Origin of the sequence: Pseudomonas sp. KBW05, from assembly GCF_003852405.1 — a bacterium.
Taxonomy (GTDB): domain Bacteria; phylum Pseudomonadota; class Gammaproteobacteria; order Pseudomonadales; family Pseudomonadaceae; genus Aquipseudomonas.
The window spans coordinates 54,868-79,929 of the sequence record NZ_QAJM01000023.1; the positions used below are offsets into that span (position 1 = coordinate 54,868).

The window sequence follows — 25,062 nt, forward strand, 5'->3', positions numbered from 1 at the left end:
CGTTTCACCGCTTCATCTCCCAGTGTTAAACGTAGAATCAACGACGTTCGTTTATTTTTCAGCTGCTCGGATTGGGCAGTGGTTGCAGTCATTCAATAGATGGACGCGCTAAAAGCGCAGGAAAAGACCCGTTTTGAAGAAATCCGCCGCAACACCTAAAGCAGCAGTCGTGCCGGCCTGGCGCCAGCACCTGCACTACCGCCTCAAGGAAGGTGCGCTGATCGCGATCGGCGCCCTGTGCCTGTTCCTGATGATGGCCTTGCTCACCTATGGCAAGGACGATCCGGGCTGGAGCCACAACAGCAAGATCGACGACGTACAGAACTTTGGCGGCCCCGCCGGTTCCTACAGCGCCGACATCCTGTTCATGGTGTTGGGTTACTTCGCGTACATCTTCCCCTTGCTGCTGGCGATCAAGACCTGGCAGATCTTCCGCCAGCGCCACGAGCCGTGGCAGTGGAGCGGCTGGCTGTTTTCCTGGCGGCTGATCGGCCTGGTGTTCCTGGTGCTGTCTGGCGCGGCCCTGGCCCATATCCATTTCCATGCACCCACCGGCCTGCCGGCGGGCGCCGGTGGTGCGCTGGGCGAAAGCCTGGGCGACCTGGCGCGCAAGACCCTGAACATCCAGGGCAGCACGTTGATGTTTATCGCCCTGTTCCTCTTTGGCCTGACCGTGTTCACCGACCTGTCGTGGTTCAAGGTGATGGACGTGACCGGCAAGATCACCCTCGACCTGCTGGAGCTGTTCCAGGGCGCTGCCAACCGCTGGTGGGCGGCGCGGGTCGACCGCAAGCGCATGGTCGCGCAACTGCGTGAAGTGGACACCCGCGTCAACGAAGTGGTGGCCCCGAGCACGCCGGACCGCCGTGAGCAGGCCAAGGTCAAGGAGCGCCTGATCGAACGCGAGCAGGCCCTGAGCAAGCACATGTCGGACCGCGAGAAGCAGGTGCCGCCAGTGATCGCGCCCGCACCGCCCAAGGCCCCCGAGCCAAGTGCCCGTGTGCAGAAAGAGAAACAGGCGCCGCTGTTTGTCGACAGCGCCGTCGAAGGCACCTTGCCGCCGATCTCGATTCTCGACCCGGCCGAAAAGAAACAACTCAACTATTCCCCAGAGTCGCTGGCTGCCGTTGGCCACCTGCTGGAAATCAAACTGAAGGAATTCGGCGTCGAAGTGACCGTGGACTCGATCCACCCCGGCCCCGTCATCACCCGTTACGAAATCCAGCCGGCCGCGGGCGTCAAGGTCAGCCGCATCTCCAATCTGGCAAAAGACCTGGCCCGCTCCCTGGCCGTGACCAGTGTGCGCGTGGTGGAAGTGATCCCCGGCAAGACCACTGTGGGCATCGAGATTCCCAACGAAGACCGCCAGATCGTGCGTTTCTCCGAAGTGCTGTCGACGCCCGAGTACGACAACTTCAAGTCGCCGGTCACCCTGGCCCTGGGCCACGACATCGGCGGCAAGCCGGTGATCACCGATCTGGCGAAAATGCCGCACTTGCTGGTGGCCGGTACCACCGGTTCCGGTAAGTCGGTGGGCGTGAACGCGATGATCCTGTCGATCCTGTTCAAGTCCGGCCCGGACGACGCCAAACTGATCATGATCGACCCGAAAATGTTGGAACTGTCGATCTACGAAGGCATCCCGCACCTGTTGTGCCCGGTCGTCACCGACATGAAGGACGCCGCCAACGCCCTGCGCTGGAGCGTGGCCGAGATGGAGCGCCGCTACAAATTGATGGCGAAGATGGGCGTGCGCAACCTGGCGGGCTTCAACGCCAAGATCAAGGAAGCCCACGATCGTGGCGAGACCATTGATGACCCGTTGTACAAGCGCGAAAGCATTCACGACGAAGCACCGAAGCTGACCAAGCTGCCGACCATCGTGGTGGTGGTGGACGAATTCGCCGACATGATGATGATCGTCGGCAAGAAAGTTGAAGAACTCATCGCCCGTATCGCCCAGAAGGCCCGTGCGGCCGGTATCCACTTGATCCTCGCCACCCAGCGGCCGTCGGTGGATGTGATCACCGGTCTGATCAAGGCCAACATTCCGACGCGCATGGCGTTCCAGGTGTCGAGCAAGATCGACTCGCGGACCATCATCGACCAGGGCGGCGCCGAGCAGCTGCTGGGCCACGGTGACATGCTCTACATGCCACCAGGTACCAGCCTGCCGATCCGTGTACATGGCGCCTTTGTCTCCGATGATGAAGTACACCGTGTGGTGGAAGCCTGGAAACTGCGCGGTGCCCCCGAGTACAACGACGACATCCTCAACGGCGTCGAAGAAGCCGGCAGCGGCTTCGAAAATGGCGGCGGTGGCGGTGACGACGATGCGGAAACCGATGCCCTGTACGACGAAGCCGTGGCCTTTGTGCTCGAAAGCCGCCGTGCGTCGATTTCTGCGGTGCAGCGTAAGCTGAAAATCGGCTACAACCGCGCCGCCCGCATGATCGAAGCCATGGAAATGGCCGGCGTCGTGACGGCCATGAACACCAACGGCTCGCGTGAAGTCATCGCCCCCGGGCAGATGCGCGACTGACCCCGTGCCGCGTGGCAGCACGCGGCACGCCCTTACGACTCAATGAGGACTCCCATGCGCCTTATCCGCATGCTGTTGTTGCCGGCACTGGCCCTGACTGCTGTTTCGGCTCACGCTGACCCGGCCTCCGTCGCCAGCCTGACCAACCTGTTGGACAAATCCAAGACCCTGACCGCGCGCTTCTCCCAGCTGACCCTGGACGGCGGCGGCACCCAGTTGCAGGAAACCGCCGGTGAAATGGCCGTGCAGCGCCCTGGCCTGTTCTTCTGGAAGACCGACGCGCCGAACGAGCAGACCATCGTCTCCGACGGCCAGAAGGTCACTCTGTGGGACCCGGACCTGGAGCAGGTGACCATCAAGAAGCTCGACCCGCGCCTGAACCAGACCCCGGCGCTGTTGCTGTCGGGCGATGTGTCGAAGATCAGCGACAGCTTCGAGATCACCTCCAAGCAAACCAGCAACGTGATCGAGTTCACCCTCAAGCCGAAATCCAAGGACACGCTGTTTGACACCCTGTCCCTGTCGTTCGGCAATGGCGTGATCAACAACATGCGCCTGATCGACAGCGTCGGCCAGCGCACCGATATCCTGTTCTCCGGGGTCAAGGCCAACCAGCCGGTGGCCGCCTCCACGTTCAAGTTCGACATCCCCAAGGGTGCCGACGTGATCCAGGAGTAAAACGCTGCCCATGGACCTGTTTCGCAGTGACCCGATTGCCCAGCCCCTGGCTGCGCGCTTGCGCTCGACCAACCTGGATGAGTACGTCGGCCAGGAGCACCTGCTCGCTCGCGGCAAGCCTTTGCGCGAAGCCCTGGAGCAAGGTGCGCTGCACTCGATGATTTTCTGGGGCCCGCCCGGGGTGGGTAAAACCACCCTGGCGCGCCTGTTGGCGAAAGTCTCGGATGCACACTTCGAAACGGTCTCGGCGGTACTTGCCGGGGTCAAGGAGATCCGCCAGGCGGTCGAGGTGGCCAAGCAGCAGGCCGGGCAATACGGCAAGCGCACCATCTTGTTCGTCGATGAAGTGCATCGCTTCAACAAGTCGCAGCAGGATGCGTTCCTGCCCTATGTGGAAGACGGCACGCTGATCTTTATCGGCGCCACCACCGAAAACCCTTCGTTCGAATTGAACAACGCCTTGCTCTCGCGGGCGCGGGTCTATGTGCTCAAGAGCCTGGACGAAGCGGCGATGCAAAAGCTGTTGCACCGCGCCTTGAGCGAAGACAAGGGCTTGGGCAAGCGCCAGCTGAGCGTCAGCGACGAAGGCTTCAAGATTCTGCTGACCGCCGCCGATGGCGATGGGCGGCGCTTCCTCAACCTGCTGGAAAACGCCTCCGACCTGGCGGAAGACGGCAGCGAGATCGGTGTCGACCTGCTGCAAAGCCTGCTGGGCGACACCCGCCGCCGTTTCGACAAGGGCGGCGAAGCCTTCTATGACCAGATCTCGGCGCTGCACAAATCCGTGCGTGGTTCCAACCCCGACGGCGCGCTGTACTGGTTTGCGCGCATGATCGACGGCGGTTGCGACCCGCTGTACCTGGCCCGTCGCGTGGTGCGCATGGCCAGCGAAGACATCGGCAACGCCGACCCGCGTGCACTGAGCCTGTGCCTGGCGGCGTGGGACGTGCAGGAGCGCCTCGGCAGCCCGGAAGGCGAGTTGGCGGTGGCCCAGGCCATCACCTACCTGGCCTGTGCACCCAAAAGTAACGCGGTGTACATGGGCTTCAAATCGGCGCTGCGTGCGGCCGCCGAATACGGCTCCCTTGAGGTGCCGATGCACCTGCGCAATGCGCCGACCAAGCTGATGAAGCAACTGGGTTATGGCGATGAATACCGCTACGCCCATGACGAGCCGGACGCTTATGCCGCCGGCGAAGACTACTTCCCCGATGAGCTTGAACCGCTGCCGCTGTATCAGCCAGTGCCCCGTGGCCTGGAGCTGAAAATCGGCGAAAAGCTCAATCACCTCGCACAACTCGATCGACTCAGCCCAAAACAGCGGAGAAAGTAGTGCTCAAGACGATTCTTGCCGTGTCCGCAGCCGGCATCGCTGGTACATTATTGCGTTTCGCCACCGGTACGTGGGTCAGCGCCAATTGGCCAAAGCATTTTTATGCGGCGACCCTGGCGGTCAACCTGGTGGGCTGCTTGATTATCGGGCTGTTGTACGGCTGGTTCCTGTTGCGCCCGGAAGTGCCGATTGAGATTCGCGCCGGCTTGATTGTCGGCTTTGTAGGCGGTCTGACGACCTTTTCATCCTTTTCACTGGATACGCTGCGCCTGCTGGAAAGCGGGCAAGCCCTGGTTGCCTTCGGGTACCTGGGCATCAGCGTGTTCGGCGGGCTGCTCGCCACCTGGGCTGGCCTGTCCCTGACCAAACTTTGATAAACGAGAGACCGACATGCTCGATTCCAAACTGTTACGTAGCAACCTTCAGGACGTAGCGGACCGCCTGGCATCCCGTGGCTTTGCCCTGGATGTTGCGCGCATCGAAGCGCTGGAAGAACAGCGCAAGACCGTCCAGACCCGCACCGAAGCACTGCAGGCTGAGCGTAATGCACGTTCCAAATCCATCGGTCAGGCCAAGCAGCGCGGCGAAGACATCGCGCCGTTGATGGCCGACGTCGAGCGCATGGGCACCGAGCTGTCCGACGGCAAGGTCGAGCTGGAAGGCATCCAGTCCGAACTGGATTCGATCCTGTTGGGCATCCCCAACATTCCGCACGAATCCGTGCCGGTCGGTGCCGACGAAGACGGCAACGTCGAAGTGCGCCGCTGGGGCACGCCAAAAGCCTTTGATTTCGCGGTCAAGGACCACGTTGCCCTGGGCGAATTGACCGGTGGCCTGGATTTTGAGACCGCCGCCAAAATGTCCGGCGCACGTTTCTCCCTGCTGCGTGGTCCGGTGGCCCGCCTGCATCGCGCCCTGGCGCAGTTCATGATCAACCTGCACACCGCCGAGCACGGCTACGAAGAAGCCTACACGCCGTACCTGGTGCAGGCGCCGGCGCTGATGGGCACCAGCCAGCTGCCGAAATTCGAAGAAGACCTGTTCAAGATCAGCCGTGAAGGCGAAGCCGATCTGTACCTGATCCCGACGGCCGAAGTGTCGCTGACCAACATTGTCTCCGGCGAGATCCTCGACGCCAAAGAGCTGCCGTTGAAGTTCGTCGCCCACAGCCCGTGCTTCCGCAGCGAAGCCGGCGCCTCGGGCCGCGACACGCGCGGCATGATTCGCCAGCACCAGTTCGACAAGGTCGAGATGGTGCAGATCGTCGAGCCGTCGACCTCCATGGACGCCCTGGAAGGCCTGACCGCCAACGCCGAGCGCGTCCTGCAACTGCTGGAGCTGCCGTACCGCGTCCTCGCGCTGTGCACTGGCGACATGGGTTTCAGCGCCGTGAAGACCTACGACCTCGAAGTGTGGGTGCCGAGCCAGGACAAGTACCGCGAGATCTCGTCGTGCTCCAACTGCGGTGATTTCCAGGCCCGTCGCATGCAGGCGCGTTTCCGCAACCCGGAAACCGGCAAGCCGGAACTGGTGCACACCCTCAACGGTTCGGGCCTGGCCGTAGGCCGTACCCTGGTGGCCGTGCTGGAAAACTACCAGCAGGCTGACGGTTCCATCCGCGTACCGGACGTGCTCAAGCCGTACATGGCGGGCGTTGAGGTCATCGGCTAAATGGAATTTCTGCCGCTGTTTCATAACCTGCGCGGCAGTCGTGTGTTGGTCGTCGGTGGCGGGGAGATTGCCTTGCGCAAATCCCGGCTGCTGGCCGACGCCGGTGCGTTGCTGCGGGTGGTTGCTCCCCAGATCGAAGACCAGCTCAATGAGTTGGTGCTGGGCAGTGGCGGGGAACTGATTTTGCGCGGTTATCAGGAGGCCGACCTCGACGGCTGCACCCTGATCATCGCCGCCACCGACGATGAAACGCTGAACGCGCAGGTGTCCAGCGATGCCAAGCGTCGGTGCGTGCCGGTCAATGTGGTCGACGCGCCCGCCTTGTGCAGCGTGATCTTCCCGGCGATTGTCGACCGTTCACCGTTGGTGATTGCGGTGTCCAGCGGCGGCGATGCACCGGTGCTGGCGCGGCTGATCCGCGCCAAGCTGGAAACCTGGATTCCGTCCACCTATGGCCAGTTGGCCGGGTTGGCGGCGCGCTTTCGCGCCCAGGTCAAAGGCTTGTATCCGGATGTGCAGCAACGTCGCGCGTTCTGGGAAGAGGTGTTCCAGGGCCCGATTGCCGATCGGCAACTGGCCGGGCAGGGCGCCGAAGCCGAGCGTTTGCTGGTGGAAAAAGTCAACGGCAAGGCGCCCCATGCGCCGGGTGAGGTTTACCTGGTGGGCGCCGGCCCCGGCGATCCGGACCTGCTGACCTTCCGCGCACTGCGCCTGATGCAGCAAGCCGACGTAGTGCTCTACGACCGCCTCGTTGCGCCAGCGATTCTGGAGTTGTGCCGCCGCGATGCCGAGCGTGTGTACGTCGGCAAGCGTCGCGCCGACCATGCCGTGCCGCAAGATCAGATCAACCAGCAACTGGTGGACCTGGCCAAGCAAGGCAAGCGCGTGCTGCGCCTCAAGGGTGGCGATCCGTTCATCTTTGGTCGCGGTGGCGAGGAGATCGAAGAACTGGCGGCCCATGGCATCCCGTTCCAGGTCGTGCCGGGTATCACGGCGGCCAGTGGTTGTGCGGCGTACGCCGGGATCCCGCTGACCCACCGCGACTATGCGCAATCGGTGCGTTTCATCACAGGGCATTTGAAGGACGGGACTTCGGACCTGCCCTGGCATGACCTGGTGGGGCCGTCGCAGACCCTGGTGTTCTACATGGGCTTGATTGGCTTGCCGATCATCTGCGAACAGCTGATCCAGCATGGACGCGCAGCCGATACCCCGGCGGCGTTGATCCAGCAAGGCACCACCTCCAACCAGCGTGTGTTCACCGGCACCCTGGCCGACTTGCCGCGTATGGTGGCGGAGCATGAAGTGCATGCGCCGACACTGGTGATCGTGGGTGAGGTGGTGGTGTTGCGTGAAAAGCTAAAGTGGTTCGAAGGCGCGCAGTCACAGATCTGAACCTTACTCTTGTGGCGAGGGAGCAAGCTCCCTCGCCACAAGGTGTTTTCAGCTCAAGACGCCGTTGCCTGTCAGGCGCTCACGATCATGCTTGCCATCAAAGTCCTGCAACGGGCCTTTAGGCACAATCCCCGTCGGATTGATCGTGCGGTGACTGGCATAGTAATGCCCCTTGATATGCGCAAAATCCACCGTCTCGGCCACCCCCGGCCACTGGTATATCTCCCTTAGCCAATTCGACAAATTCGGATAATCCGCAATCCGCCGCAAATTGCATTTGAAGTGCCCGTAATACACCGCATCAAAGCGAATCAGCGTGGTGAACAGGCGCACATCCGCCTCGGTCAGGTATTCACCCGCCAGGTAGCGATGGTCGCTAAGGTGCTGTTCCAGGTAATCCAATTCGGCAAACACATCATCAAACGCGCCTTCGTACGCCTGCTGCGAAGTGGCGAAGCCTGCGCGGTACACGCCGTTGTTCACGGCCGGGTAAATACGCTCATTCAGTGTGTCGATGGTCGGGCGCAGCGCTTTGGGGTAGAAGTCCAGGGTGTTGCCGGTCAGCCCGTTAAACGCGCTGTTGAACATACGGATGATCTCCGCCGACTCATTGCTGACGATGCGCTTGAGCTTCTTGTCCCACAGCACGGGCACTGTCACGCGGCCGGTGTAGTCGGCGGTGTCAGCGGTATAACGCTGGTGCATGAAGGCAAAGTCGTCGAGGGCGTCGCCGCTGGAGCCGTAGGCCTTGTCGAAGGTCCAGCCGTTTTCCAGCATCAGCCAACTGACCACGGACACATCGATCAGGCTTTCCAGTCCCTTGAGCTTGCGCAGGATCAAGGTGCGGTGAGCCCAAGGGCAGGCGAGGGACACATACAGATGGTAGCGGCCGGCTTCGGCCTGGAAGCCACCTTCGCCGCTCGGGCCAGACGCGCCGTCGGCGGTGACCCAGTGGCGGCGTTGCGCTTGTTCGCGCTGGAATGCGCCGTCCGCGCTACTTTCGTACCACTGGTCTTTCCAGTGTCCTTCGATCAGCAAACCCATGACTGGCTCCTTGGCTAATAAGCGTTGGAGCCCAGTCTAAAGGGATGGGTTCGATTTAAAAGCGCAAAGACTGCGGGTGAATGATCGATTAAATCGATTTATCCCGCGCGTCCCAGTATTGCTGGGCCAGGGCAAACGCCTGTTCCCGTGGGTGGCCGAGGCCGCGCAAGGCCAGGGCCATGGTGGCAATCAGCGCCAGTTGCGGGTAGCTGTCCTCGACATCACCGCGCCACAACGCCTTCAAGTGCTCGGGCTCAAGGCTGGCCGGCTTGACGTGGCGCTGGGCGGAGAGGGCAGGCCACTCTTCGTCCCAGCTTTCGCCGCCGGTGGTGCCATAGAGGTGGCTGGCGGAGTCGGGGTTGATCTCGATCTCGCCGCCGTCACCCTTGACCACAATCACGTTGTCGCCGAGAAGGCCGCTGGCATCGCGGTGCACGCCCTGGTAACCGGGATGGAAAATGCTTTGCAGGCCCAGGCGTGCATGCAGCGGGTTGAGCAGGCGTGCCAGGGAGTGGATCGGCGAACGCAGGCCCAGGGTGTTGCGCAGGTCGATCATGCGTTGCAACTGCGGTGCCCAATCGCCCAGCGGAATAAACGCCAGGTTGCCTTGCCCATAGGCGGCTTCGACCTGCTGCCAGTTGCGGCACAGCGGGATCTGCAAGGTTTCCAGCAGTTGCTCGGTGTACAACCGGCCCGCCGTGTGCGCGCCGCCGCCGTGCATCAGGATGCGCACACCGTTTTGCGCCAGGCACTTGGCCGCCAACAGGTACCACGGCAGGTGGCGTTTCTTGCCCGCGTAGGTCGGCCAGTCCACGTCCACGTTCAACGCTGGAGCATTGAGGCGGTCGCGCACGGCTTCGGTGAAGCCGGCGAGTTCTTCCGGGCTTTCTTCCTTGTGGCGCAGCAGCATCAGGAAAGCGCCGAGCTGGGTGTCTTCGACCTTTTCGTCGAGCAGCATGCCCATGGCTTCACGGGCTTCCTCGCGGGTGAGGTTGCGCGCGCCGCGCTTGCCTTTGCCGAGGATGCGCACGAATTGCGCAAACGGGTGTTCGGCGGGGGTTTCCAGGATCAGGGGAGCAAAGTCGGTCATAAGCAATTCGTCGGCCTGGGCAGGCCCGCCAGCTTGGCGGCGAGTTTGGCGGGAGTGCCGTTGAACAGTTTGTTGAGGTGCAGGCTGTTGCCCTTTTCCGGGCCGAGCTTCAACGCGGTGTACTTGATCAGCGGACGCGTGGCCGGGGACAGCTGGAATTCGGCGTAGAAGCCGCGCAGCAGGTCGAGGATCTGCCAGTGGTCCGGCGTCAGTTTCAGGTCTTCGGCGGCGGCCAGGGCGCTGGCAACCTCGGCGGACCAGTCATTCAAGTCGACGAGGTAGCCGTCCTTGTCCAGCTCCAGGGTGCGCGCGCCTACGGTCAGGGTATTCATAACCAGCTGTTGACCTTGTCGTAATCGAGCGACAGTTGCACGAAGCCGGGATAGTCCACGCTGTCGGCCCAGTCCGGTAAGGGCAGGTTGCGTGCCTGCATGTCTTCGGCCAGCACAAACACCTTTACGCCCTTGGTGTGCAGGGCCGGGGCGTGCAGCCCGTAGGCGCCGTCGCCGCACAGCAGGATAGCGTCATCGGCGCCGCAGATGCGCAGGCAACTGTCGAGGCGGCTGTCGGAAAACGGCGAGTGAGACACCACATGTAAAGTCGACATCAGAGGGTAATCACCTGGTCGTAACGGTCAATCAATTGGGAAATCGCGTCGTTGCTCAACGGTTGCGCCTCGGTGGGCGGCGTCAAGCCACGCACGGCCATGCTGTGGCGGCAGACAAAGACATCGTCGATGCCGAACAGCCCCAATGCCTGCAGGTTGGCACTCAAGTCCTTTTGTTGCACGGTCTTGGCGTTCTGGTGCGGTGCGAGCTGAAACACGCCGTCATCCATGAACAACAAGCCAATCGGCAAATCAAAGGCACCACCGGCCAGCACGATATCCAGGGCTTCCCGCGCGCTGGGGCCGGACCACGGCGCCTGGCGGCTAATGACCAATAGGGATTTGGACATGTCACGGCCCTCCAAAACAGATCAGGCGGTCGGCGGCCTGGACGGCATCGTGCAACTGCCCCAGCCCCGACAACGCCCAAGGGGCTTCAATATTCACGGCGCTGCGCTGATAACGCGTGGCTTCTTCCTGGTTGAGCACGCCACGACGCAAGGCGGCGGCGATGCACACCACGCCGTCGAGCTGGTGCAGGCTGACGAACTCACGCCATTGGCGCGCGATGTCTTGCTCATCCTGGGGCGCGACGATGTTGTTGGACGCGCTGTACACGCCATCCTGATAGAAAAACAGCCGCACAATCTCGTGCCCGCCGGCCAGCGCCGCCTGGGCGAACAGCAGGGCGCGGCGCGAGGAGGGCGCGTGGGCGGCGGAAAACACTGCAATCGCAAACTTCATGGAACACTCTGCAAGCAAACGTCGGCCAATGATAAAGCCGCCGCCAGGAAAAAGCCCGCCGTGATCAAAACGGTCACTGTCGCTGATCGTTCTGACGATTGCCCGTAGGACCAAGGCTGCCTAGTCTGTGGGCAATCGAAACGGAATTGGAGTGCCCATGTCAGGTCCCTTGGCGTCCCTCAAAGTGCTGGATTTCTCCACCTTGTTGCCTGGCCCGTTTGCGTCCTTGATGCTCGCGGACATGGGCGCCGAGGTCTTGCGCATCGAATCGCCCACACGCATGGACCTGTTGCGGGTGCTGCCGCCCCATGACCGGGGCACGTCGGCGAGCCATGCCTACCTCAATCGCAACAAGCGCAGCCTGGCCCTGGACCTCAAGCAGGCCGAAGCGTTGGAGATCGTGCGCGCGTTGGTCAAGGGGTACGACATTGTGCTTGAGCAGTTTCGCCCTGGGGTGATGGAGCGGCTGGGTTTGGGCTATGAGGCGTTGAAGGCGATCAACCCGCGGCTGATTTATGTGTCGATCACCGGCTACGGACAGACCGGCCCTTACAAGGACCGTGCCGGGCACGATATCAACTACCTGGCGCTGGCCGGTGTGGCCAGCCACACCGGGCGCCAGGACAGCGGGCCGTTGCCCCTGGGCGTGCAATTGGCGGATGTGGGCGGTGGCTCGTTGCACGCCGTCGTCGGGTTGCTGGCGGCGGTGATTGCCCGGCAGCACAGTGGTGTTGGCCAATACCTCGACGTGAGCATGACTGACTGCTCGTTCAGCCTGAACGCCATGGCCGCTGCGGGTTATCTGGCGTGCGGGGTGGAGCCTGGGTGGGAAAACCATGTACTGAACGGCGGCAGTTTTTATGACTATTACCGCACCCGGGATGGGCGGTGGATGTCGGTGGGCAGTCTTGAACCCGCGTTTATGCAACAGCTCTGCGCGGCATTGGGGCGTCCGGAGTTGGCGGCGCTGGGGCTGTCGCCCCAGCTCAAGCCTGCGCTGCAAGTCGAGTTTGAGAAGCGTAGTTTCGATGAGTTGTGTGCATTGTTTGCCGAGGTGGATGCCTGCGTCGAACCGGTGCTGAGTTTCAGTGAGGCGGTTGAGCATCCCCAGTTGAAGGCGCGGGCATTGGTCAGCCAAGTGCCTAGGGGTGATGGTTCGAGCCAGGCGCAACTGGCGTGTCCGTTGAAGTTCTCGCAGGGTTTGCCGGCGCCTCGGCATATTGGGGTGGCGGTGGGGGCGCACAGTGATGAGGTGTTGGCGGAGTTGGGGTTCAGTGCTCAGCGGATCGAGGATTTGCGGCAGGCCAAGGTTATTGGTTGACTGGTCCGGCGCCTTCGCGAGCAAGCCCGCTCCCACATTGGATCGGTGATCGACATGACAACGCGGTCAAATGTGGGAGCTGGCTTGCCTGCGATGAGGCCCTCACTCCACCCGCGTCTCCCCGGTAAATACCAGGGTCTGCCGGCACCGCCGACACAAATACCGCCGCCCCTGGGCCACCAACCCATGGCGCTGCGCTGAAAACGGAAAGTCACTGTCCGCACACGGGCAGCGGTAGATGTACCGCATCACCTGGCGCCGTTTCACCGCATAGGTATGGCAACGGTCCGGCGGCAGTTCGTACACCCCGCGCATGATCAACTGCCATTCCTCGCCATGGGGCTGGATGCGCTCGCCAAACAGTTGGTGGGCAATCAAATGCGCCACTTCATGGGCCACGGTCTGTTTCAGGAAGTGCTGGCTGTTTTCGCGGTACAACTGGGGGTTGAAGCGCAGCAGGTTCTCGTGCAAATGCGCGACACCGGCCTTCTGGCCCCGCAGCTTGAGGCTGACCTGAGGGCGTTTGAAGCTTCGTTTGAAAAAGGATTCGGCTTGTTGGAAACAATCTTCGACGCGGGTGTTGAGCTGCTCGGGCATGCTGTACCTATCTCCAGAGACGCCCAGTATGCCGCAAAGGCGGGTGTTTCCGAATCTGTCAGGCGCCGAATGGTCGCACATAACGCACAAAGCCACCTTGCGGTGGCTTTGCCCAAGGTTTGAACGCGCTCAACTGGTGTAGATCGGCCCTACACCCAGGCCCCAGACAATCACGGTAAACGCCATGATTGCCACCAGCACGACCAGCCCTACGGCCAGCACCGAACTGGAAAACAGGAAACCCTCGTCGGGGTCGATGTTCATGAAGGTCGGCAGCCCCACATACAGTAGGTACACCGTGTAGCAAATCGCCGCCGTGCCCACGACCATGCCCAGCCACATATGTGGATACAGCGCGGCCAACCCGCCGATAAACAACGGTGTCGCCGTATAGGTCGCGAACGCCACGCACCGCGGCATGCTGGGGTTGGCATCGTAGGTACGGGCCATCCAATGAATGAACGCGCCCATCACCGCCACGCCGCCGAGCATGGCGGCGTAAGACATCAGGGTCATCCACAAGGCGCTTTCCTGGGTCAGCATGACCGGAGCGCGGTTGCCGATGACCCAGCCGACCTGGGTGGTGCCGATAAAGGCTGATACGGCGGGGATCGCCGCAAGAATCAGCGTATGGGTGAGGTACATGTGGCCGATGCTTTCTTCTTTATCGCCACGGATTTCCCGCCATTCCCGGTCGGGATGGGTAAATAGCCCCACGACGTGATGGATCATGCCAGTCACTCCTGTCGTTATTACCATCGCCCCCCAGCGGAGCGCCCACGGGCCAATTGGCCTGAAAGGTCCTGGATATGTGTGCGACCTCAAGTCGCAGTATAGGAAGGGATGACCGGAATAACTGTAGGGCCTTTAGAGCAAATTGCGCTGTAAACATTGGCTCTAATCGCGCTGAGGTCTGTCAGGAGTGCCGTAATTACAATGTGGGAGCGGGCTTGCTCGCGAAAGCGGTGTGTCAGTCACTGAATGTATTTCTGATCCACCGCTTTCGCGAGCAAGCCCGCTCCCACATTAAGCCAGCTCTCACATTGGATCGGCGTCGCCCATTGAAGTATTTTTGCGTAAAATACTGCGCTTTTCGTCACACACCTTTTGCGGATCCAAGCGCCATGGGCACTCTTACGGTCAACCAGAACAAACTGCAAAAACGCCTGCGTCGCCTGGCCGGTGAAGCGGTCGCCGATTTCAACATGATCGAGGACGGCGACAAGGTCATGGTCTGCCTCTCCGGCGGCAAAGACAGCTACACCCTGCTCGACGTGCTGCTGCACCTGCAGAAGGTCGCGCCGATCACGTTCCAGATCGTCGCCGTCAACATGGACCAGAAACAACCGGGCTTCCCCGAGCACGTGCTGCCGGCCTACCTCAAGGAGCTGGGCGTCGAGTACCACATCGTCGAGAAAGACACCTATTCGGTGGTCAAGGAACTGATCCCGGAAGGCAAGACCACCTGCTCGCTGTGCTCGCGCCTGCGCCGTGGCACGCTCTACACCTTTGCCGATGAAATCGGCGCAACCAAGATGGCCCTGGGTCATCACCGCGACGACATCGTCGAGACCTTCTTCCTCAATATGTTCTTCAACGGCTCGCTCAAGGCCATGCCGCCCAAGCTGCGCGCCGATGACGGACGCAACGTGGTGATCCGCCCGCTGGCGTATTGCAACGAGAAGGACATCCAGGCCTACTCCGACTTCAAGCAATTCCCGATCATCCCGTGCAACCTGTGTGGCTCCCAGGAAAACCTGCAGCGCCAGGTGGTCAAGGAGATGCTGCTGGACTGGGAGCGCAAGACCCCAGGCCGCACCGAGAGTATCTTCCGCAGCCTGCAGAACGTGCAGCCGTCGCAGTTGGCCGACCGCAATCTGTTTGACTTCACCAGCCTCAAGATCGATGAGAGCGCCGCGTCGCGCTTCGTCAATGTAGTGAACCTCTAAGGTTCTTCAACGCTCTGAAAGACGGCGCTCATGGGCGCCGTTTTCATTTGAATCCCCAGGAGAGGGCATGCGCGATTACAAGTGGCTGCACGAATACTGTCTGAACCGTTTCGGTTCGGTCGCCGAGTTGGAAGCCCATCTGCCGGTGCCAAACACCCCGGCGCAATTGCGCAAGATCAGCGATGACCGTTACCTGTCGACCCTGGCCCTGCGGGTGTTTCGTGCAGGGCTCAAGCACAGTGTGGTGGACGCCAAGTGGCCGGCGTTCGAGAAAGTCTTCTTCGGCTTCGACCCGGAAAAAGTCGTGTTGATGGGTGCCGAGCACCTGGAGCGGCTGATGCAGGACACCAGCATCATCCGCCACCTGGGCAAGCTCAAGAGCGTGCCGCGCAATGCGCAGATGATCCTGGATATCGCCCAGGAACACGGCAGCTTTGGCGCGTTTATCGCCGACTGGCCGGTGACCGACATCGTCGGCCTGTGGAAATACCTGAGCAAGCACGGCCACCAGCTGGGCGGTTTGTCGGCGCCGCGCTTCTTGCGCATGGTCGGCAAGGATACGTTTGTACCCAGTTATGACGTGGTGGCGGCGTTGAATGCGCAGAAGATCGTCGACAAGGCGCCGACCAGCCTGCGGGACCTAGCGACGGTGCAAGGGGCGTTCAACCAGTGGCATGCCGAGAGTGGGCGGCCGATGTGCCAGTTGTCGATGATGCTGGCCTATACGGTGAATCATTGAGACCGAGGTGATGCTTTCGCGAGCAAGCCCGCTCCCACATTTGACCGAGTTCCAGCTTTGGAATGCAGTCAAATGTGGGAGCGGGCTTGCTCGCGAAGGCGGCCGGTCAGGCACTACAGCGCTATCAGGCCTCAGCGAGTCGCCGATTCAACTGATGCCGCCACCGCACATACAACAACGCCGTACAAAACACCGCTAGGCTCGCCACCATCTCCAACACCCCGAACCACTGCCGGTTCGGGTCATACGCCGCCAGCGCGCCCTTGATGAAATACAGGTTCACCGCAAAGCACATCCACGAATGCCCGCGCGCGCTGCCCAGCAGCATCCCCGGTGCGAGCAACAGCAGCGGCACCAGTTCGATCAGCAGGATCACCCACGGCCGTGCGCCGTGCAGGTCGGCGACGAACAGGTAATACCCGCACAGCAAACCCACCAGGCCAAAGAACGCCAGCAGGCTCAATGCCCGTGCGACCTTGACCCGTGGCTCCAGCCACGCCTGGGGCGGCAGGACTTTAGGCTTTTTGGCCACGACCGGCCTCCAGCAGCGTCGCGGTGTTCGCCAGGCGCAGGCCGAGGGCGCGGCACAGGGCGATTTCATGTTGATCGAGCAGGCGCTTGCCGTCCGGGCCGGCGTGGTGGCTGGCGCCGTAGGGTGTGCCGCCACCTTGGGTGTCGAGCAGCGCCTGTTCGCTGTAGGGCAAACCGGTGATCAGCATGCCGTGGTGCAGCAACGGCAGCAACATCGACATCAGCGTGGTTTCCTGACCGCCGTGCAGGCTGGCGGTGGAGGTGAAGACCCCGGCCGGCTTGCCGACAAGGGCGCCGGTCAGCCACAGGTTGCTGGTGCCGTCGATAAAGTACTTGAGCGGCGCGGCCATGTTGCCGAAGCGCGTCGGGCTGCCCAAGGCCAGGCCCGAGCAGTGCTTCAGATCATCGAGGCTGGCATACAGCGCGCCTTCGTCGGGGATGCTCGGCGCCACGGCCTCACACTCGGTGGAGATCGCCGGCACGGTGCGCAGGCGCGCTTCCATGCCGCCTTGCTCGATGCCCCGGGCAATCTGCCGGGCCATTTCGCTGACCGAGCCATGGCGGCTGTAATACAACACCAGCACATACGGCGTAGTCACGGCAGGATCTCCAGCACGTTCTCTGGCGGACGGCCAATGATGGCCTTGTCGGCGGTTTCGAGGATCGGGCGTTCCATCAACTTGGGGTGCTCGGCGATCGCGGCGATCAGTTGCGCTTCGCTGAGGCTGGCGTCGGCGAGGTTGAGGGCCTTGTATTCCTCTTCACCGGTGCGCAGCAGTTGGCGCGCGGTGAGGCCCAGCTTGGCGAGCAAGGCCTTTAACTGTGTGGCGTCCAGCGGCGTTTCCAGGTAGCGCACCACGGTTGGGGTGAGGCCGCGGGCTTCGAGCAGTTCCAGCGCACCGCGGGATTTCGAGCAGCGCGGGTTGTGATAAAGCGTCAGATCGGTCATGTGCGGGTCGCATCTTGCGTAAGGTGGCGGGTATTCTACCCGCGCTGCGTCCCGTCCTTAAACCGTAAGAGGCGATAGGTCGCAGCCAACGTTCATTTTTGCGAAGGATTACCCCATGACAAATCGACTGATCGGTGCATTGGCGATCATCACAACCCTGCTGCTCAGTGGCTGCGGCAACGATTACGGCGTTGACCAATACGGCCAGAAAGTCGCGGCCGAGCGCTTGGACAAACAATGGGTGGTGGTCAATTACTGGGCCGAATGGTGTGGCCCGTGCCGCACGGAAATCCCCGAGCTGAACGCTTTGGCGGACCAGTTGAAAGGGCAGAACGTCGGGGTGTTCGGGGTTAACTTCGACAATGTGCAGGGCGAAGAATTGAAGACCGCCAGCGAGAAGCTGGGGATCAAGTTCACCGTACTGGCGCAGAACCCGGAGGGGATTTTTGATATTCCGCGCAGTGAAGCGTTGCCGGTGACCTACATCATTGATGACAAGGGCAAGGTGCGTGAGCAGTTGATGGGGGAGCAGACGGCGGAGGGTGTGATTGCCAAGCTCAAGGCGTTGCGCGGCTGAAGCTACAACACAAATCCCATGTGGGAGCGGGCTTGTGTGGGAGCGGGCTTGCTCGCGAATGCGGTGCATCAGTCACAGTTGTGGTGTCTGCCCCGGCGCTTTCGCGAGCAAGCCCGCTCCCACATTTTGACCTCGCTCAATCCTGAGATTGGTGCTGTCAGCCCTCTTCAAGCCACAAGCGAATCGGCTTGCCTTCGGCCGGCCAGAAACGTGTCTGCTCGATCGGCGAAATATCCCAGCGCTGCACGCCTTGCAGGGCCTGGAAGAAGCGGTGTTCCTGCTCCATCAAGGCCTCGGCGCAGAGTTTGCGGGTGCTGCCGATCTGGCCGAAGCTGAGTTTTTCGCCGTCGACGGTGTACGGCGCAAACCAGTGGTTGCAGCCGCCGTTGCCGTAGGCGCGACCGTCCGCACCCAAGGTGACGGTCAGGTGCGCGTAATCCATCAGCGGCCGTTCACCGATCCATTCCACCACGTAGCTGTGATCCTGCTTGAGCTTGACCGCATCCCCGGCACAACCCGTCAGGGCCGCACCAGCGGCGGCGAGCAGAAGCAGGCCTTTCATTGCGCGGCCTGCTGGCATTTCGGGCAGCGGTGCTTGGCGCCTTCGCTGGCCCAGCCCAACTCCTTGATGCGCGCGTTGGCGGCCGGTTGCAGCGGCTCTTTGCTCAGCTTGGTTTCGACGGCGAATTCAAACTCCAGCACGCTGTCGCAGCTGTCGCAGTTGACCTTCCAGGTGTGAATCTCCAACTCGCCGAATTTCGGCCCTTGGGCCATGGCGACCCATTGGCCCGCCGGGCGGATGGAATAGCGCGCGTCGCCTTCGACGGTGAGGCGCATCGACAGGGTTTTGCTGCCGCGCAGGGTGACGATCAACACGTCGCCGTGCTTGATCGCGCCACCGTTGCCGGTGACCTGGTAACGGCCCGGCACCAGGGCGCGGCATTCGATCAGGGTGTGTTGCGGGCTCAGCAAGCTGAAGCGGAAATCGTGTTCGGCCATGGATCCTCCAAATAGGCGCGGCATCCTATCACGGGTGCCGGCCCATCATGGGCCTGGTATGTGACCGCTGATCATCCCTCGACCAGGTTTTGTGTGCGGCCTTCGGCCCAGGCGGCAATGTTGGCCAGGGTGGTGCCGGCGATGGCGCCCAGGGCTTCGCGGGTCAAAAACGCCTGGTGCGCGGTGATGATCACGTTGGGGAAGGTCAACAGGCGCGCCAGCACGTCGTCTTGCAGGGGCAGGTCGGAGCGGTCTTCGAAGAACAATTGGGCTTCTTCTTCGTACACATCCAGCCCCAGGTAGCCGAGCTGGCCGTCCTTGAGCGCTTCGATCAACGCCGGCGTATCCACCAGGCCGCCACGCCCGGTATTGATCAGCATTGCGCCGGGTTGCATATGGGCCAGGGAGCCGGCGTTGATCAGGTGTTTGCTGTCGGCGGTGAGCGGGCAGTGCAGGCTGATGATCTGTGCCTGCGCCAGCAGCTCGGGCAGGCTCACGTAGCGCGCGCCGAGGGCCAGCACCTGAGGGTTGGGGAATGGGTCGTAGGCGAGCAACTGGCAGCCGAAACCGGCCATGATCTTGGCGAACGTGGCGCCGATCTGCCCGGTGCCGACCACGCCGACGGTCTTGCCCACCAGGTCGAAGCCGGTGAGGCCGTGCAGGCTGAAATCGCCATCGCGGGTGCGGTTGTAGGCGCGGTGCAGGCGGCGGTTGAGTGCGAGAATCAGCGCCACCGCATGCTCGGCCACGGCGTGCGGCGAGTAAGCGGGGACGCGCACGATGGTCAGGCCCAAGCGTTTGGCGGCGGCCAGGTCCACGTGGTTGTAGCCGGCCGAGCGCAGGGCGATCAGGCGCGTGCCGCCTTTGGCCAGGTGTTCCAGCACCGGGGCGCTGAGGTCGTCGTTGATAAACGGGCAGACCACTTCGTGGTGTTCGGCCAGGGCCACGGTGTCGAGGTTGAGGCGCGCGGGTTGGAATTGCAGCTCCACGCCGGGCGGTAGAGGCTCGCCGAGGAAGCTGTCGCGGTCGTAGGTTTGGCTGCTGAAAAGTATGACGCGCATTAAGAATGCTCCCTGCAATTTACGATCTGAAAATACATAACCCCTGTGGGAGCGGGTTTGTGTGGGAGCGGGCTTGCTCGCGAAAGCGGTGGATCAGTCGAAACATAGGTGACTGACACTCCGCATTCGCGAGCAAGCCCGCTCCCACACAAAGCCATTCCCACATATGGCTGTTTCCTGCGGCTTTGCATCAGGCGCTAACCCGCGCCTCACTGGCCAACCGAGCAATGGCCATGTCCAGTTCGTCCAGCGCACTCATGGCTTTGGCATCGTCCTGCTTGAGCAGGGTTTCCGCGCGCTGGCAGGCGGCGCGCAGTTGCGGCACACCACAATAGCGGGTGGCACCGTGCAGGCGGTGGACGCGTTCGATCAGGGCGTGGTGGTCATTGGCTTCGCGGGCCAGGGTAATGGCCAGGCGGTCGGCTTCCAGCGAGGCCAGCAGCATGGCCAGCATGTCGGCGGCCAGGTCGGTCTTGCCGGCGGCCAGGCGCAGGCCTTCTTCGTGGTCCAGCACCTGCAGGCGCACGGCCGGGGCCAGGCCGTCGGTGGCGCGCTCCGGCGCCTGGTTGCGCAGGGCCAGGCCGGTCCATTTGAGTACCACCTGGGCCAGTTGCCGTTCGCTGATGGGCTTGGTCAGGTAGTCATCCATGCCGCTTTGCAACAGCGCGCGTTTTTCGTTGGCCATGGCGTGGGCGGTGAGGGCGACCACCGGCAGAGGTGTGCCGTGGCGTTCGCTTTCCCACTGGCGGATCGCTTCTGTGCTCTGACGACCGTCCATACCGGGCATTTGCACGTCCATCAACACCAGGTCGAAGGTTTCCTGCTTGACCGCATCAATGGCGGCAAAACCACTTTCGACCGCCTGCACCTTGGCCCCCATGTCTTCCAGCAGGGTTTGCACCAGCAGCAGGTTGGCCGGGTTGTCGTCCACGCACAGCACCCGCGGCGCACGGCTGGACAACGGCTCGCCGGGCTCGCTGCGCGAGGGGCGCGGGCTGATCAGGTCGGCCAGGGCGCGGCGCAGCTTGCGCGTGCAGGCCGGCTTGGCCTGCAACTGGCTGTTGGGGTTGGGCACCGATTGGGTGAACAGCATCTGTTCGGTGGTCGGGCACAGCACCATCACTTTGCAGCCCAGGTGTTCGAGGTCCCACAGGTGCTGGTTGAGGCGTTCCGGCGGTATGTCGTTGGCGGTGATGCCGAGCACCGCAAGGTCGATGGCCTGTTCGGTCTGGTGCGCGCTGGTAATGCCATTGGTCAGGCTTTCCAGGCTGTTGAACGGGGTGACTTCCAGACCGCAGTCTTCCAACTGATGTTGCAGGGCCTGGCGCGCCAGCTCGTGGTTCTCCAGCACCGCAACGCGCCGCCCCAGCAGCGGCGCAGAGGGCAGGTCGTCCAGGTCGTCGCGGGTCTTGGGCAGGTTCAGGCTGATCCAGAACTCCGAGCCTTCGCCCGGCGTGCTGTCGACGCCGATCTCACCGCCCATCTGTTCGATCAAGCGCTTGGAAATCACCAGGCCCAGGCCGGTGCCGCCGGGCTGGCGCGACAGCGAGTTGTCGGCTTGGCTGAACGCCTGGAACAGCGCGCGCACATCCTGGCTGGACAGGCCGATGCCCGTGTCCTGCACGCTGATGCGCAACTGCACGCTGTCTTCCTGCTCGTCCTCGATCATCGCGCGGGCGACGATGGTGCCTTCCCGGGTGAACTTGATGGCGTTGCTGATCAGGTTGGTCAGGATCTGCTTGAGGCGCAGCGGGTCACCCACCAGTGCCAGCGGCGTGTCGCGGTAGACCAGGCTGACCAGTTCCAACTGCTTGGCGTGGGCGGCCGGGGCGAGGATGGTCAGGGTGTCTTGCAGCAGGTCGCGCAGGTTGAAGGGCACGCTGTCGAGGACCAGCTTGCCGGCCTCGATCTTCGAGAAGTCGAGGATTTCGTTGATGATGCCCAGCAGGTTGTCGGCGGACTTTTCGATGGTGCTCAGGTAATCCAGCTGGCGCGGCGACAGCTCGCTTTTTTGCAGCAGGTGGGTGAAACCGAGGATGCCGTTGAGCGGGGTGCGGATTTCATGGCTCATATTGGCCAGGAACTCCGACTTGATGCGGCTGGCCTCCAGGGCTTCCTTGCGTGCCAGGTCCAGCTCGATGTTCTGGATCTCGATGGTTTCGAGGTTCTGGCGCACGTCTTCGGTGGCCTGGTCGATGCTGTGTTGCAACTCTTCCTGGGCGTTTTGCAGGGTTTCGGCCATGCGGTTGATGCCCGAGGCGAGTTGGTCCAATTCCTGGCTGCCCAGCGGCGGCAGGCGGGTTTCCAGGTTGCCGTCCTTGAGCTGGGCCACGGCTTGCTTGATCAGGCCAATCGGCGAATTGATCGTGCGGCTGATACGCAGTGCCAGGGTGGCCGTGCCGATCAGGCCGATGGCGATCAGCAGCAGGCTGGCAAACAGGCTGCGATAGCCGCGCAGCAACATGCCGTTGTGGGACAGTTCGACTTCGACCCAACCCAGCAGGCGGTCGGCTTCGTCGGGGATCAAGTCGCCCGCGAGGTTGCGATGGCGGCCAAACACCGGCAGCAGGTAACGAGTGGCATCGTTGCCGGTGCGTTGCAGCAGATGGGAGCTGTTGCCGGCGGGAGGCTGGTTGAGCATGGTCGGGCCGGCGTGGGCCAGGGGCGTGCGGTCGGGGCCGAGGAACGACACGGCGCGCACGTCCGGCTGCTCCAGAGACTGGGTGGCGATGCGCTCCAGCAGGTCGACGTTCTTCGCGCTCAGGGCCGGTGCCACCAGCGGTGCCAGTTGTTCGGCGATCATTTCGCCGCGTTGCAGCAATTGGCTCTGTAATTCCGACAGTTGCATCCAGGTGAAGTAGCCCCCCAACACCAGGGCCATCAGGCTGGTCGGCAATAAGGTCAGCAACAGTACGCGGCCTTTTATCCCCATTCTTCTAAGCACGCCACTCTCCTGCTACCACACTGATATCAATGAACCACGCAAGCATCCGGGCCGCGCCACCTGCGCAGTGTAGCCATTTGCGCGCGGTGGAATCTTGCAAATTAATGACATGTGGCAATCTTCGAGCCATTGGCGGCCGGATGGCGATTGCCTGTGGCGGGTTAATCTTGAATAATCAGTCATTGAGAATGACTTGCAGACGCTAATGAATCCCGCAGTAGTTGGCCTACCCAGTATCCTGACCATCGAAGATGACCCTGTGCTCGGCGCCTATGTCCACGAGCATCTTGGGCGTTGCGGCTTCCAGGTGACCTGGTGCCAGAACGGCCAGCAAGGCCTGCAGATGGCGCGCGACCAGGCATTTGATGTGGTGTTGATGGATATCTTGCTGCCGGGGATGGATGGCTTGTCGATCCTTACGCATTTGCGTCAGAGCCATTCGATCCCGGTCATCCTGATGTCGGCCCTGGGGGCCGAAGCCGACCGTATCAGCGGTTTTCGCCTGGGGGCCGACGACTACCTGCCCAAGCCGTTCAGCATGATCGAACTGCGCGTGCGCATTGAAGCTATCCTGCGCCGCGTCGCCCTCGACCGGCGGCCGTTGCCGAGCCTTGCACCGTTGCGCGACGACCTGCGCCCCCTGCGTTTTGACGATGAACTGTGTGATGTGTTCTACCAGGAACAATGGGCCGGGCTGACCCGCAGCGAATACCGCTTGCTGGAAACCCTGCATCGCAACGGTGAAGAAGTCCTCAGCAAAGCCTTCCTTTATCAGCATGTGTTGCAGCGCGGTTATGCGCCCCACGACCGCAGCCTGGACATGCATATCAGCCAGATCCGCCGCAAGCTCAAGGCCGTCGGCTACAACGAACGTGAAGTGCGCACGGTGTGGGGCAAGGGCTACGTGTTGAGCGGTGCTGATGAGGTTCTTTGAACGCCCGTTGACGCGGCTGCCGGGCAAGCACTCGTTATTCTGGAAGCTGGCGTGCCTGTTGATTGCCTTCTGCCTGCTGATGATCTGGCTCAGTTGGTCCTGGGGCCGCTACATGGAGCAGAAGAACCGGTACCTGTCCGACGAGGCGCGGATCACCTTGAGTGGTTACGCCGTGAGTGCCGAACAGGCCTGGAATCGCGGCGGTCACGCCGGCGTCGACGCCTGGCTGCAAGCGATGGGCAAGCTCGAACGCACCTGGATCGGCGTGATTGGCAATGACCTGCAATCGTTGAGCAGCTACCCACTGACCGACAAGGAAAGCCAGCGCCTCACCTCCCTGCGCGGGCTCGACTGGCCCGTCAGTCGCCACGTGCAGGGTTTGCCGTGGTTGAAAATCCCCTTTCCGGTGGACCCGTCGGTAGGCTCCCTGGTGATCGAGTTGCCACAACGCTTCGTGCCGGGGCGCTATCAGTTGTTCTGGCGGATAGTGACCAATGGCGTGATTCCGGGCCTGTTTACCTTGTTGCTGTGCATTGGCCTGTATCGTTTGTTGATCATGCCCCTCAATCAACTGCGCGAGCAGGCCAACGCCTGGCGCGCCGATCAATTGAATACGCGGCTGTCCCACGCGGCGATCAGCCGCCAGGATGAGTTGGGTGAGCTGGGGCGGGCTTTTGACCACATGTCCGAGCGCCTGCAAGGCACGGTGGTGTTGCAGCAGCAGTTGCTGCGGGACATGTCCCACGAGTTGCGCACGCCGTTAAGCCGCTTGCGGGTGGCCTGTGACAGTGAGCAGGATCTGACGCAACTGCGTGAACGCCTGGGCCGGGAGATCGACGCCATGCAACGCCTGGTGGAGGACAGCCTGCAGCTCGCCTGGCTGGATACCGAACGCGCGCCGCTGCCCCAGGAAGACATCCAGTTGCAGGCGTTGTGGGACATGTTGCGGGAGAACGCGTGCTTCGAAAGCGATTGGCCGGCTTCGCGCCTGCCGTGCTTGTTGGAGGCTGATTGCTGGGTGCGCGGCAACCTGAACGCGTTGGCCCAGGCCCTGGAAAACATCGTGCGCAACGCTATCCGCCATTCTCCCGCCGAAGGGGTGGTCAGCCTGGACGGGCGGCGTGAGGGCGATTACTGGCACCTGTGGCTGGAGGATCAGGGCGGCGGCATCGCCGAGCAGGACCTGGAACGGATCTTCGCGCCGTTCACCCGCCTGGACGGCTCGCGCCCCGGCGACGGCGGCTTTGGCCTCGGCTTGAGCATCGCGCGCAATGCCGTGCAACGCCAGGATGGCAGCCTGTGGGCGCAAAACACCGGGCTTGGCCTGCGGGTGCACCTGCGTTTGCGGGCGCGCTAG

The 25,062-nt window shown here is 62.3% G+C and carries 27 protein-coding genes; 12 read left to right on the forward strand and 15 right to left on the reverse strand.

Translation table 11 applies throughout. The annotated features are described in order from the left end of the window. Nucleotides 1-133: 133 nt before the first annotated feature. From DBR46_RS21970 to cysG, 6 genes are read left to right on the forward strand one after another with little or no spacing between them, the layout of a single operon-like run. Nucleotides 134-2,542 (forward strand): DNA translocase FtsK, encoded by a 2,409-nt coding sequence (locus tag DBR46_RS21970; protein WP_026136830.1) that lies wholly within the window; start codon nucleotides 134-136, stop codon nucleotides 2,540-2,542. A 54-nt stretch (nucleotides 2,543-2,596) separates the two neighbouring features. After that, entirely contained in the window at nucleotides 2,597-3,220 is a 624-nt protein-coding gene (gene lolA, locus DBR46_RS21975) for an outer membrane lipoprotein chaperone LolA (RefSeq protein ID WP_124527881.1), read from the forward strand. A 10-nt stretch (nucleotides 3,221-3,230) separates the two neighbouring features. Then, nucleotides 3,231-4,553 carry a replication-associated recombination protein A gene (locus DBR46_RS21980; protein ID WP_124527882.1) on the forward strand — a complete coding sequence of 441 codons (1,323 nt, stop codon included), beginning with the start codon at nucleotides 3,231-3,233 and terminating at the stop codon, nucleotides 4,551-4,553. Next, nucleotides 4,553-4,927 carry a fluoride efflux transporter CrcB gene (gene crcB / locus DBR46_RS21985; RefSeq protein WP_003232122.1) on the forward strand — a complete coding sequence of 125 codons (375 nt, stop codon included), beginning with the start codon at nucleotides 4,553-4,555 and terminating at the stop codon, nucleotides 4,925-4,927. The genes DBR46_RS21980 and crcB overlap by 1 nt, the downstream gene beginning before the upstream one ends. Nucleotides 4,928-4,943: 16 nt before the next feature. Next, nucleotides 4,944-6,224, forward strand: a complete 1,281-nt coding sequence (gene serS / locus DBR46_RS21990) for a serine--tRNA ligase (protein ID WP_124527883.1) — start codon at nucleotides 4,944-4,946, stop codon at nucleotides 6,222-6,224. Next, on the forward strand, nucleotides 6,225-7,619 hold the full coding sequence (cysG, locus tag DBR46_RS21995; protein WP_124527884.1) for a siroheme synthase CysG: 1,395 nt from the start codon (nucleotides 6,225-6,227) through the stop codon (nucleotides 7,617-7,619). A 48-nt stretch (nucleotides 7,620-7,667) separates the two neighbouring features. Here the strand turns inward: cysG and DBR46_RS22000 are convergent, their stop codons facing one another. The 6 genes from DBR46_RS22000 to tusD all read right to left on the reverse strand — a co-directional run bounded on the left by DBR46_RS22000 (nucleotide 7,668) and on the right by tusD (nucleotide 11,104). Next, nucleotides 7,668-8,663, reverse strand: a complete 996-nt coding sequence (locus tag DBR46_RS22000) for a glutathione S-transferase family protein (protein WP_124527885.1) — start codon at nucleotides 8,661-8,663, stop codon at nucleotides 7,668-7,670. Nucleotides 8,664-8,751: 88 nt separating this feature from the next. Continuing rightward, a complete protein-coding gene (locus DBR46_RS22005) occupies nucleotides 8,752-9,753 on the reverse strand; it encodes a glycosyl transferase family protein (protein WP_124527886.1) in 1,002 nt (333 codons plus the stop codon). Next, nucleotides 9,750-10,085 (reverse strand): TusE/DsrC/DsvC family sulfur relay protein, encoded by a 336-nt coding sequence (locus DBR46_RS22010; protein ID WP_124527887.1) that lies wholly within the window; start codon nucleotides 10,083-10,085, stop codon nucleotides 9,750-9,752. Before DBR46_RS22010 ends, DBR46_RS22005 begins: the two co-directional genes overlap by 4 nt. Then, nucleotides 10,082-10,360, reverse strand: coding sequence for a sulfurtransferase complex subunit TusB (gene tusB / locus DBR46_RS22015; protein ID WP_017737176.1), 279 nt, complete (start codon nucleotides 10,358-10,360; stop codon nucleotides 10,082-10,084). The genes DBR46_RS22010 and tusB overlap by 4 nt, the downstream gene beginning before the upstream one ends. Then, nucleotides 10,360-10,710, reverse strand: a complete 351-nt coding sequence (gene tusC, locus DBR46_RS22020; protein WP_124527888.1) for a sulfurtransferase complex subunit TusC — start codon at nucleotides 10,708-10,710, stop codon at nucleotides 10,360-10,362. Before tusC ends, tusB begins: the two co-directional genes overlap by 1 nt. A 1-nt stretch (nucleotide 10,711) precedes the next feature. Continuing rightward, a complete protein-coding gene (tusD, locus tag DBR46_RS22025) occupies nucleotides 10,712-11,104 on the reverse strand; it encodes a sulfurtransferase complex subunit TusD (RefSeq protein ID WP_124527889.1) in 393 nt (130 codons plus the stop codon). A 157-nt stretch (nucleotides 11,105-11,261) separates the two neighbouring features. Here tusD and DBR46_RS22030 point away from each other — a divergent pair, with 157 nt between their 5' ends. Then, nucleotides 11,262-12,425, forward strand: coding sequence for a CaiB/BaiF CoA-transferase family protein (locus DBR46_RS22030; RefSeq protein WP_124527890.1), 1,164 nt, complete (start codon nucleotides 11,262-11,264; stop codon nucleotides 12,423-12,425). A gap of 102 nt (nucleotides 12,426-12,527) precedes the next feature. Here the strand turns inward: DBR46_RS22030 and DBR46_RS22035 are convergent, their stop codons facing one another. Beyond that, a complete protein-coding gene (locus DBR46_RS22035; protein ID WP_017737180.1) occupies nucleotides 12,528-13,022 on the reverse strand; it encodes a SprT family zinc-dependent metalloprotease in 495 nt (164 codons plus the stop codon). Nucleotides 13,023-13,151: 129 nt separating this feature from the next. Continuing rightward, nucleotides 13,152-13,754, reverse strand: coding sequence for a Yip1 family protein (locus DBR46_RS22040; RefSeq protein WP_124527891.1), 603 nt, complete (start codon nucleotides 13,752-13,754; stop codon nucleotides 13,152-13,154). A 392-nt stretch (nucleotides 13,755-14,146) separates the two neighbouring features. Here DBR46_RS22040 and ttcA point away from each other — a divergent pair, with 392 nt between their 5' ends. Then, complete coding sequence (gene ttcA, locus DBR46_RS22045; RefSeq protein WP_124527892.1) at nucleotides 14,147-14,971, forward strand: tRNA 2-thiocytidine(32) synthetase TtcA; 825 nt, start codon at nucleotides 14,147-14,149, stop codon at nucleotides 14,969-14,971. 67 nt (nucleotides 14,972-15,038) lie between these two features. Beyond that, nucleotides 15,039-15,710 carry a DNA-3-methyladenine glycosylase I gene (locus DBR46_RS22050; RefSeq protein WP_124527893.1) on the forward strand — a complete coding sequence of 224 codons (672 nt, stop codon included), beginning with the start codon at nucleotides 15,039-15,041 and terminating at the stop codon, nucleotides 15,708-15,710. Between the two features lie 124 nt (nucleotides 15,711-15,834). Here the strand turns inward: DBR46_RS22050 and DBR46_RS22055 are convergent, their stop codons facing one another. Genes DBR46_RS22055 through arsC form a run of 3 tightly spaced genes read right to left on the reverse strand, consistent with a single transcriptional unit; the run spans nucleotide 15,835 to nucleotide 17,190 of the window. Continuing rightward, nucleotides 15,835-16,242, reverse strand: a complete 408-nt coding sequence (locus DBR46_RS22055) for a DUF2069 domain-containing protein (RefSeq protein ID WP_124527894.1) — start codon at nucleotides 16,240-16,242, stop codon at nucleotides 15,835-15,837. Further along, on the reverse strand, nucleotides 16,226-16,840 hold the full coding sequence (gene wrbA, locus DBR46_RS22060) for an NAD(P)H:quinone oxidoreductase (protein ID WP_017736043.1): 615 nt from the start codon (nucleotides 16,838-16,840) through the stop codon (nucleotides 16,226-16,228). The genes DBR46_RS22055 and wrbA overlap by 17 nt, the downstream gene beginning before the upstream one ends. Continuing rightward, complete coding sequence (gene arsC / locus DBR46_RS22065; RefSeq protein ID WP_124527895.1) at nucleotides 16,837-17,190, reverse strand: arsenate reductase (glutaredoxin); 354 nt, start codon at nucleotides 17,188-17,190, stop codon at nucleotides 16,837-16,839. Before arsC ends, wrbA begins: the two co-directional genes overlap by 4 nt. A gap of 115 nt (nucleotides 17,191-17,305) precedes the next feature. Here arsC and DBR46_RS22070 point away from each other — a divergent pair, with 115 nt between their 5' ends. Beyond that, complete coding sequence (locus DBR46_RS22070) at nucleotides 17,306-17,767, forward strand: TlpA disulfide reductase family protein (protein WP_124527896.1); 462 nt, start codon at nucleotides 17,306-17,308, stop codon at nucleotides 17,765-17,767. 157 nt (nucleotides 17,768-17,924) lie between these two features. Here DBR46_RS22070 and DBR46_RS22075 read toward each other — a convergent pair whose 3' ends face one another. From DBR46_RS22075 to DBR46_RS22090, 4 genes are all read right to left on the reverse strand, one after another. Continuing rightward, complete coding sequence (locus tag DBR46_RS22075) at nucleotides 17,925-18,329, reverse strand: META domain-containing protein (protein ID WP_124527897.1); 405 nt, start codon at nucleotides 18,327-18,329, stop codon at nucleotides 17,925-17,927. After that, the gene (locus DBR46_RS22080) at nucleotides 18,326-18,766 is read right to left on the reverse strand and encodes a hypothetical protein (protein WP_124527898.1); all 441 of its coding nucleotides are present in this window, start codon (nucleotides 18,764-18,766) and stop codon (nucleotides 18,326-18,328) included. The genes DBR46_RS22075 and DBR46_RS22080 overlap by 4 nt, the downstream gene beginning before the upstream one ends. 71 nt (nucleotides 18,767-18,837) lie before the next feature. Beyond that, nucleotides 18,838-19,827, reverse strand: a complete 990-nt coding sequence (locus DBR46_RS22085; protein ID WP_124527899.1) for a 2-hydroxyacid dehydrogenase — start codon at nucleotides 19,825-19,827, stop codon at nucleotides 18,838-18,840. A gap of 190 nt (nucleotides 19,828-20,017) precedes the next feature. Continuing rightward, nucleotides 20,018-22,771, reverse strand: a complete 2,754-nt coding sequence (locus tag DBR46_RS22090; protein ID WP_124527900.1) for a response regulator — start codon at nucleotides 22,769-22,771, stop codon at nucleotides 20,018-20,020. A 205-nt stretch (nucleotides 22,772-22,976) separates the two neighbouring features. Here DBR46_RS22090 and DBR46_RS22095 point away from each other — a divergent pair, with 205 nt between their 5' ends. Both DBR46_RS22095 and DBR46_RS22100 read left to right on the forward strand, forming a co-directional pair. Beyond that, complete coding sequence (locus DBR46_RS22095) at nucleotides 22,977-23,705, forward strand: response regulator transcription factor (protein ID WP_124527901.1); 729 nt, start codon at nucleotides 22,977-22,979, stop codon at nucleotides 23,703-23,705. Beyond that, nucleotides 23,692-25,062 (forward strand): sensor histidine kinase, encoded by a 1,371-nt coding sequence (locus tag DBR46_RS22100; RefSeq protein ID WP_124527902.1) that lies wholly within the window; start codon nucleotides 23,692-23,694, stop codon nucleotides 25,060-25,062. The genes DBR46_RS22095 and DBR46_RS22100 overlap by 14 nt, the downstream gene beginning before the upstream one ends.